Below are 7,397 nucleotides of genomic sequence, written 5' to 3'. Positions count from 1 at the left end.
GGCGCTGTACTTCATGATGCACGATCGCGGCCGCACCAAGCGCATGGTCTGGTCGCTCGCGACGCGCGTCGGGCTATCGATCTCGCTGTTCCTGTTCATCCTGTTCGCACACTGGATGGGCTGGATTCAGTCCACCGGGATTCCACTCGGCCGATAAGGTCTGTCTTAACGGCATTCGGCGTTGGGTAAATCTCAAAGGTTCGCAGGTTTTTCGCGTGTCCGCGCCGAGAATCTGCCTCGAACTCCGCGGCAAAACCGCACACCCCCACACCCCCACCGTTCCGCTATCTGTCGCGTCAAATGCAAAGCGCCGCCTGCGACATGTCGAGGGCGGCGCGCTTCAAAGCATCTTTTTCTGTCGACTTGAACCTGCAGCGAAAGCGGCCCGATTGCCTGCCGCTTTTTGGCTCACGCCACTTACAGCCAGTACACGACCACGTACAAGCCGAGCCACACCACGTCCACGAAGTGCCAGTACCAGGCGGCGCCTTCAAACGCGAAGTGATGCTCCGCTGTGAAATGGCCGCGAATGACACGCACCAGGACCACGGTGAGCATGGTACCGCCCAGGAACACGTGGAACCCGTGGAATCCGGTCAGCAAGAAAAACGTGGAACCATACACGCCCGACGCCAGCGTCAGGTTGAGTTCGTTGTACGCATGGAAATACTCGTAGCCCTGGCAGAACAGGAAGCACATTCCGAGCAACACCGTCGCAGCCAGCCAGATGATCGTCTTCTTCCGATGATTTTCGCGCAGCGCATGGTGAGCCACGGTCAACGTCGCACCTGAACTGAGCAGCAACCCGGTGTTGAGCGTGGGCAGCGGCCACGGGGTCATGGAGCGGAAGTGCGAAACGAGCGCGGCAGGACCGTCATTCGGCCAGACAGCCGTGAAGTCCGGCCAGATGAGCTTGTAATCGAGGCTGCCGAGTTGGTGCAGTGCAATCGCCCGAGCGTAGAAGAGCGCGCCAAAAAACGCGCCGAAGAACATGACTTCGGAGAAGATGAACCAGCTCATGCTCCATCGATACGATGCATCGACGTTCTTGCCGTACATCCCGCCTTCGGACTCGGAGATTGAATCGCCGAACCAATGCCATAGCGTGAAAAGCAGCCAGAGCAGTCCGACGACGAACGTGAACGGCGCCCACGATTCACCATTGACCCACGATGCCAGCGACACCATCGCGATCAACAGGCCGGTGGCGGCCATGATCGGATGCTTCGAAGGATGCGGGACGAAATAGTACGTGCTTTCGTTTTGACCGCTCATTATTGACTCTCCACTTCGATCCAGTTGCTTGAATTTTTTTGCTGCTGCCGCCACGGAACAGCTTTTCCGCGCCGACGCCTCGCGTCAATTTCTAACCCACTACCAGCCGCACCACGACCAGCAACACGATGATAAACAGCGCCATCCCGATAAATCCCGCCGCGATCACATGCAGTGGATTGAGCTTGACATCGTTTTCAAAATCGCTGCGCCGGCGCACGCCGAAGAACGACCAGAACACGGTCTTCAGCAGCCTGAAAAAACCGCCTTTCGGCACCGGCTTGTTTGCTTCGACCATCTCTTATCTCCGCCGCTTGGCGCGGCTCTTTTCCTGCCGCAAAAGCTACACCACACGCTAACTGCCCGCGCTCACCGATTGCGGCGCATTGAGCTCGAAGAACGTGTACGAAAGCGTGATTGTCTTCATGTCTTTCGGCGCCTTCGGATCGACGACGAACACCACCGGCATGCGTCGCGTCTCATTGGGCTTCAACGTCTGCTGCGTGAAGCAGAAGCACTCTATCTTCCGGAAAAACTCATCCGCCTGTTTCGGCGCATAGCTGGGAATTGCCTGCGCCCGAACCGTGCGCCCCTGCTCATTGGTGACGTCGTACATCACCGTGGTCACTTCGCCGGGATGAACGTCGAGCGAATTCTGCTCCGGCTTGAATTTCAGCGGACCGCGCGCGTTGGCATCGAATTCGATGGAAATCGTGCGGCTCATGTCGACCTGCGTGTTCTTCGCCTCGCGCACGCCGACGTCGCGTTGCACGAGGTTGTTGACGCCGGTGATCGAGCAGATCGCACGATACATGGGCACCAACGCGAAGCCGAAGCCAAACATGGCCGCGGCTACGACAAACAGCTTGAACATCATCGAACGATTGAACGCTCGGTCTTCCTTCACCTCATCAGGCGTTGCCACGGTATTGCCTAACCTCTCGAACGCAAGTACTGGTCGACGATAGCCGCCAGGAAAAATGCCGCGACTACCGCGAACATGATCAAGCCGATCCGCTTGTTGCCCGCGCGGATCTCTTCGGGTGTTCGTTCTTTGGGTGAGTTCCGGGTCATGCCTTGATGCTTCATCCCGCTAGTCATTCGCTTTCACCGTTGCCCACAGTGGCTATCGCGGTGTTTTTAGGCACGTGCCCGCTTTTTCAAGCGGACACGCGGCCGAAACTTTACTCGACGTGCGGCGGCCGTTCGAACGTGTGGAACGGAGCCGGACTCGGTACAGTCCATTCAAGACCTTCAGCGCCATCCCACGGTTTGTCTGAAGCCTTCTCCAGATCGCCACCGCCACGATACGCCGGCAATGCCACCGCGAAGAGGAAGTAGACCTGAGCCAGGCCGAAACCGAACGCGCCGATAGTCGCGACCTGGTTGAAGTCCGTGAACTGCGCCGGGTAATCCGCATAGCGGCGCGGCATGCCGGCGAGGCCCAGGAAGTGCATCGGGAAGAAGGCGACGTTGAAGAAGATCATCGACGCCCAGAAGTGAATCTGGCCGCGTGTCTCGTTGTACATCCAGCCGGTCCACTTCGGCGACCAGTAGTACCACCCCGAGAACAGCCCGAACAGGGAACCCGCCACCAGCACGTAGTGGAAGTGCGCCACCACGTAGTAAGTGCCGTGCATCTGGATGTCGAGCGGCGCCATGGAAAGGATCAGTCCGGTGAAGCCGCCCATCGTGAAAACGAACAGGAAACCGATGGCGAACAGCATGGGCGTCTCGAACGAGAGCGAGCCGCGCCACATGGTGGCCACCCAGTTGAACACCTTCACGCCGGTTGGCACCGCGATCAGCATGGTTGCGTACATGAAGAACAACTGGCCCGTCACCGGCATGCCGGTCGCGAACATGTGGTGCGCCCAGACCATGAACGAGAGAATCGCGATCGAACACGTGGCGTACACCATCGAGCTATAGCCGAACAGCGGCTTGCGCGAAAACGCCGGAATCACCTGCGAAACGATCCCGAACGCCGGCAAGATCATGATGTACACCTCCGGGTGTCCGAAGAACCAGAAGATGTGCTGGTACATGACCGGATCGCCGCCGCCCGCTGCATTGAAGAACGACGTGCCGAAGTGGCGATCGAACAGCACCATGGTGATCGCGCCTGCCAGTACTGGCATCACGGCGATCAGCAAGTAGGCGGTGATCAGCCAGGTCCAGCAGAACATGGGCAGCTTCATGAGCGTCATGCCGGGCGCGCGCATGTTCAAGATCGTCACGACGATGTTGATACCGCCCATGATCGACGATGCACCCATCAAGTGGATCGCGAAAATCGCGAAGTCCATGCCCGGGCCCATTTGCGTGGAGAGCGGCGCGTACAGCGTCCAGCCGGCGGCGGTGGCGCCCCCCGGAACGAAGAACGAGAGAATCAGCAGCGTGGCCGCGACCGGCAGCAGCCAGAAACTGAAGTTGTTCATGCGCGCGAAGGCCATGTCGGGCGCGCCGATCTGCAGCGGAATCTGCCAATTGGCGAAGCCGACGAACGCCGGCATGATCGCGCCGAACACCATGATCAGGCCGTGCATGGTGGTGAGCTGGTTGAAGAACTCCGGCCGCAGGAGCTGCGAACCGGGCTCGAACAAGTCGGCGCGGATCATCAATGCCATCACGCCACCTGACAGGAACATGGTGAACGAGAACAACAGGTACAACGTACCGATGTCCTTGTGATTCGTGGCTAATAGCCAGCGGCGCCAGCCGTAGGGCAGCGGGTGCTCGTGCTCGTCATGACCATGTTCATGGTCGTGACCCGCGGTTACATCGTGGCCGATGCTAGACATGACAATCTCCTAAAGCGAATTCTGCGGCACTTGGCTTGGGCATTACATTACGCCGGCTTCCTTTCGAAAGCCGGTCGACATTCGCGTTACGCGGCCGGGCTAATCTCGACCCGCCGGGCTTCTCTCGCGTCCGTACCGCCCGTGATCGTTTCCGGCTTCTTCAAGATGATCCGGTCTTCCGCCACGCCGGCGGCCTTGAGCGCGTCGCGCACGGCTTGCGCCCGCGTCTTCGCCAAGTCGGCGTTCTTTGTGGCGGAGCCGCTTGTGTCGGTGAAACCCGACAAGGTGAGCTTCGCGTCAGGATGTGCTTTCGCGTAGGCAGCGGCTGCGTCGACGGCGCTGGTGGCATCGGCGGGCAACGTGCTCTGACCCAAGTCGAAATACACGCTCGCCGGAAGCGAGGCGGATTGCGCCGGCGCTTGAGCCGCATTGTCCGATGCGGCTGCCGGAGCGGACGCAGCAGCATCCGACGCCGGCGCTGCCGCAGCCAGATGGTCACCGCCCGCGGGCATCTTGCCGTTGCGGGCATCGGCAACTTGCAGCGGCTGCAGGATGTCGCCTGTGTGATTGCCCCAGGAATTGCGCTCGTATGTGATCACTGACGCAATTTCGACGTCATTGAGCGTCGCGCCCCAGTTCGGCATCGCGCCCTTGCCCTTCAATACAATGCTCACGTGCCCGGCGATCGGACCATTAGCGACCTTGCTGCCGTCGAGTGCCGGGAACTGGCCCGCGCCCTTGCCGGTCGGCTGGTGGCAAACCGCGCAGTTCGATGTATAGACCTGCGCGCCGCGCGCCTTCAGCTCGTCCATCGTGTACGTCTTGTTGGGATCGTCGGCACCGGCAGCCATTTTCTTCTTCTGATCGTCGACCCATTTTGCATAGTCGTCAGCCGACAAGACAACGACGACAACCGGCATGTAGGCGTGCGCCTTGCCGCACAACTCGGTACAGAAGCCGCGATACGTTCCAATCTTCTCCGCCTTGAACCACGTGTCGCGCACAAAGCCGGGGATCGCGTCCTGCTTCACGCCGAACGCCGGCACGTACCATGAGTGCACGACGTCGTTGGCTGTAGTGATGATGCGGATTTTCTTGTCGACGGGAACCACGAGCGGGTTGTCGACTTCCTGCAGGTATAGCTCGCCGATTGGCTCGCGCCCGTTTATCTGGGCCGACGGGGTGGACAAGGTCGACAGGAAGCTGATGCCTTCGCCCGGGCCCTTCACGTAGTCGTATCCCCACTTCCACTGATAACCGGTCACTTTCACGGTCACGTCGGCGTTGGTGGTGTCCTTCATCGCGACAACGGCCTTGGTGGCGGGCAGCGCCATCAGCACGACGATCACAAACGGGACGATCGTCCAGATGATTTCTACGGTGGTGCTTTCGTGGAAGTTCGAAGCCTTATGCCCCTTCGACTTGCGGTGCATGATGACCGAATAGAACATCACACCGAACACGCCAAGGAAAATCACCGTGCAGATGATCAGCATGAACGTATGGAGGCTGTAGAGCTCCTCGGCGATCTTCGTCACGGGCGTCTGGAAGTTGAGCTCGTTCACTCCAGGACCACCGGGAACGTCGTGGACCGCCAGGGCCGCGCTGGCGAACATGAGTCCGCTTAACGCCAGCACGCCCGAGAGGGCTCGCTTGATTGTTTTCATAGCTTCCTTACCCAAAAATTCCATTCAGACCTCGACCCCCGCATGCACGCGCCCATGGGTTGCATCGCTTCCCCGGAAACGATTGGCTGGACCGCGTGCGCCGATGCGTGCTTACGCTTAATCCGTTGCATCCTTCCTGCGTCCTTCTTGCGCCCTTCTTGGTGCGGCTAACACGCACGGCCAGAACACTGAGCGCTGTCAGCCACAGCGCGCAAGCCACGTGCGCAACTCGACCGCGAACTGCCTGCGCCGATACTGCGCCAGATGAATTCCGATCGGGACCGACAGCCCGCGCGACACCAGCGTCACGGGATCTCTCGGCGTCGCGCCCGGCTCGACCCGCACCCAGCGCGGATTGAACTCCATCTGCGTGAGCTTGTCAGCATCCATTCGCTCGATCAACAACCGGTCTTGAAACAACAGGATGCGCTCGTAATCGACAGCATGCCGTGCATACATGACGAACGCGATACCGACCACCAATAACTCGACACCCGTGAACGGCAGCACCAGCCACGCACCGGCCCACACCAGCAAGCCGGCGATCAGCAACGAGAACAGCGCGAGCGACACGTAGAACCCAACGAACTGGCGCGGCGACGCGGAACAGTTCCGCTTGATCAACCAGTCCTTCACAACAGGTTCCGAGTTCGCCAGCAGATCAGTCGCTTGCATCGCCGTCTCCCGCGTCAGTGTTACCTTCGCGTTACCTTTGCCGCGTCACTCTTGCCACATTTCGCCCGGATTTCGCCTAAATCTGGCACGCGGCTCGCGCGCACAAACTGAGCAAAATCGGCCGGGTCCGGCGACAAACTGACGCATTATAGGCGTGTTGCCGTGCATCCACAAGCAAGGTGCATCGCGTCGCAAAGCCAAGCCGCACAAGCTTCTGCGCCGTTTTGCCGCAGCCTTTTTGGGACTTCCCAAAGTGCTCGTAAAGTGCTTATCGAGATAGAAAGCGATCCCACCGCATGCCGCTTACTTGCTTCTTTTTGAGCCGCGTCCTATGTCCTCAAGCCGAATGATCCCGTGTCCTTCCGCCGTCGTTCGCGGCACGGCTTTCCATGCGTGACCGTAGATCACTTCAAAGGTCAACGGGATCGTGCCATCGTCGCGACGACGCGCTTCCAGCGCCGCCTGAAGCGCGTCGCGCAAGGCGCGTGCCTCGGTGCGCGGCGCGGGATTCACAGGATAAGCACCCCAGCGACGTACGTCATTCAACAGCGATTCCGCCGATTTGTACGTGATCGTCAACACTTCCTGGTCCATGACCGGAATCTCAAAACCGCTTTCCACCAACATGTCGCCGAGATCGTGCATATCGACGAATTCGATCGTGTGTCGTTGCGGCGCGAGGCCCAGCAATTTCTCGGCTTGCGCGTAGGCGCCGCTCAATTCGCGCAGGGTGTCGGGGCCGAGCGTGCTGAACATCAGCAGACCGTTCACCTTCAATACCCGCTGCCACTCAGGGAAAACGAGATCGGGACGGGCGTGCCAATGCAGCGCCAGATTCGACCAGATCATTTCGAACGCGCCGGCCGCAAAGGGGAGCGCGGCGAAGTCGCCTTGCGCCAGTTGCGGGCCGCGCGCACCAAATGCCTTGCCGAGCGTAGCGGGCAGGAAGCGCCGCCAGCCAGCGTTGGCCTCGGAT

Annotated in this window: 9 protein-coding genes; 1 reads left to right on the top strand and 8 read right to left on the bottom strand. The window is 60.0% G+C overall.

Features of this window, described 5'->3' with window-relative positions; genetic code table 11:
- Window positions 1–157, top strand: a 157-nt coding sequence (locus WCA53_RS33005) for a DUF2909 domain-containing protein (RefSeq protein WP_423921905.1), incomplete at its 5' end; no start/stop codon positions are given.
- Between the two features lie 260 nt (window positions 158–417).
- Here WCA53_RS33005 and WCA53_RS33000 read toward each other — a convergent pair.
- From WCA53_RS33000 to WCA53_RS32965, 8 genes are all read right to left on the bottom strand, one after another.
- The gene (locus WCA53_RS33000; RefSeq protein WP_423921902.1) at window positions 418–1,275 is read right to left on the bottom strand and encodes a cytochrome c oxidase subunit 3; all 858 of its coding nucleotides are present in this window, start codon (window positions 1,273–1,275) and stop codon (window positions 418–420) included.
- Window positions 1,276–1,366: 91 nt separating this feature from the next.
- On the bottom strand, window positions 1,367–1,573 hold the full coding sequence (locus WCA53_RS32995) for a DUF2970 domain-containing protein (RefSeq protein ID WP_423921899.1): 207 nt from the start codon (window positions 1,571–1,573) through the stop codon (window positions 1,367–1,369).
- A 57-nt stretch (window positions 1,574–1,630) separates the two neighbouring features.
- Window positions 1,631–2,200: a cytochrome c oxidase assembly protein gene (locus WCA53_RS32990; protein WP_423921896.1), complete on the bottom strand. Its 570-nt coding sequence runs from the start codon at window positions 2,198–2,200 to the stop codon at window positions 1,631–1,633.
- Window positions 2,201–2,208: 8 nt separating this feature from the next.
- The gene (locus WCA53_RS32985; RefSeq protein ID WP_423921893.1) at window positions 2,209–2,349 is read right to left on the bottom strand and encodes a cytochrome oxidase small assembly protein; all 141 of its coding nucleotides are present in this window, start codon (window positions 2,347–2,349) and stop codon (window positions 2,209–2,211) included.
- 110 nt (window positions 2,350–2,459) lie between these two features.
- On the bottom strand, window positions 2,460–4,079 hold the full coding sequence (gene ctaD, locus WCA53_RS32980; RefSeq protein ID WP_423921889.1) for a cytochrome c oxidase subunit I: 1,620 nt from the start codon (window positions 4,077–4,079) through the stop codon (window positions 2,460–2,462).
- Between the two features lie 86 nt (window positions 4,080–4,165).
- The gene (gene coxB, locus WCA53_RS32975; protein WP_423921884.1) at window positions 4,166–5,770 is read right to left on the bottom strand and encodes a cytochrome c oxidase subunit II; all 1,605 of its coding nucleotides are present in this window, start codon (window positions 5,768–5,770) and stop codon (window positions 4,166–4,168) included.
- A gap of 174 nt (window positions 5,771–5,944) precedes the next feature.
- The gene (locus WCA53_RS32970; RefSeq protein WP_423921881.1) at window positions 5,945–6,421 is read right to left on the bottom strand and encodes a DUF2244 domain-containing protein; all 477 of its coding nucleotides are present in this window, start codon (window positions 6,419–6,421) and stop codon (window positions 5,945–5,947) included.
- Between the two features lie 303 nt (window positions 6,422–6,724).
- A partial coding sequence (locus WCA53_RS32965) for a methyltransferase domain-containing protein (RefSeq protein WP_423921878.1) occupies window positions 6,725–7,397 on the bottom strand: 673 nt, incomplete at its 5' end.

The sequence above is a fragment of the Caballeronia sp. genome (assembly GCF_049581465.1).
Lineage (GTDB): Bacteria > Pseudomonadota > Gammaproteobacteria > Burkholderiales > Burkholderiaceae > Caballeronia.
This window is presented reverse-complemented; position numbering and strand designations above follow the sequence as displayed.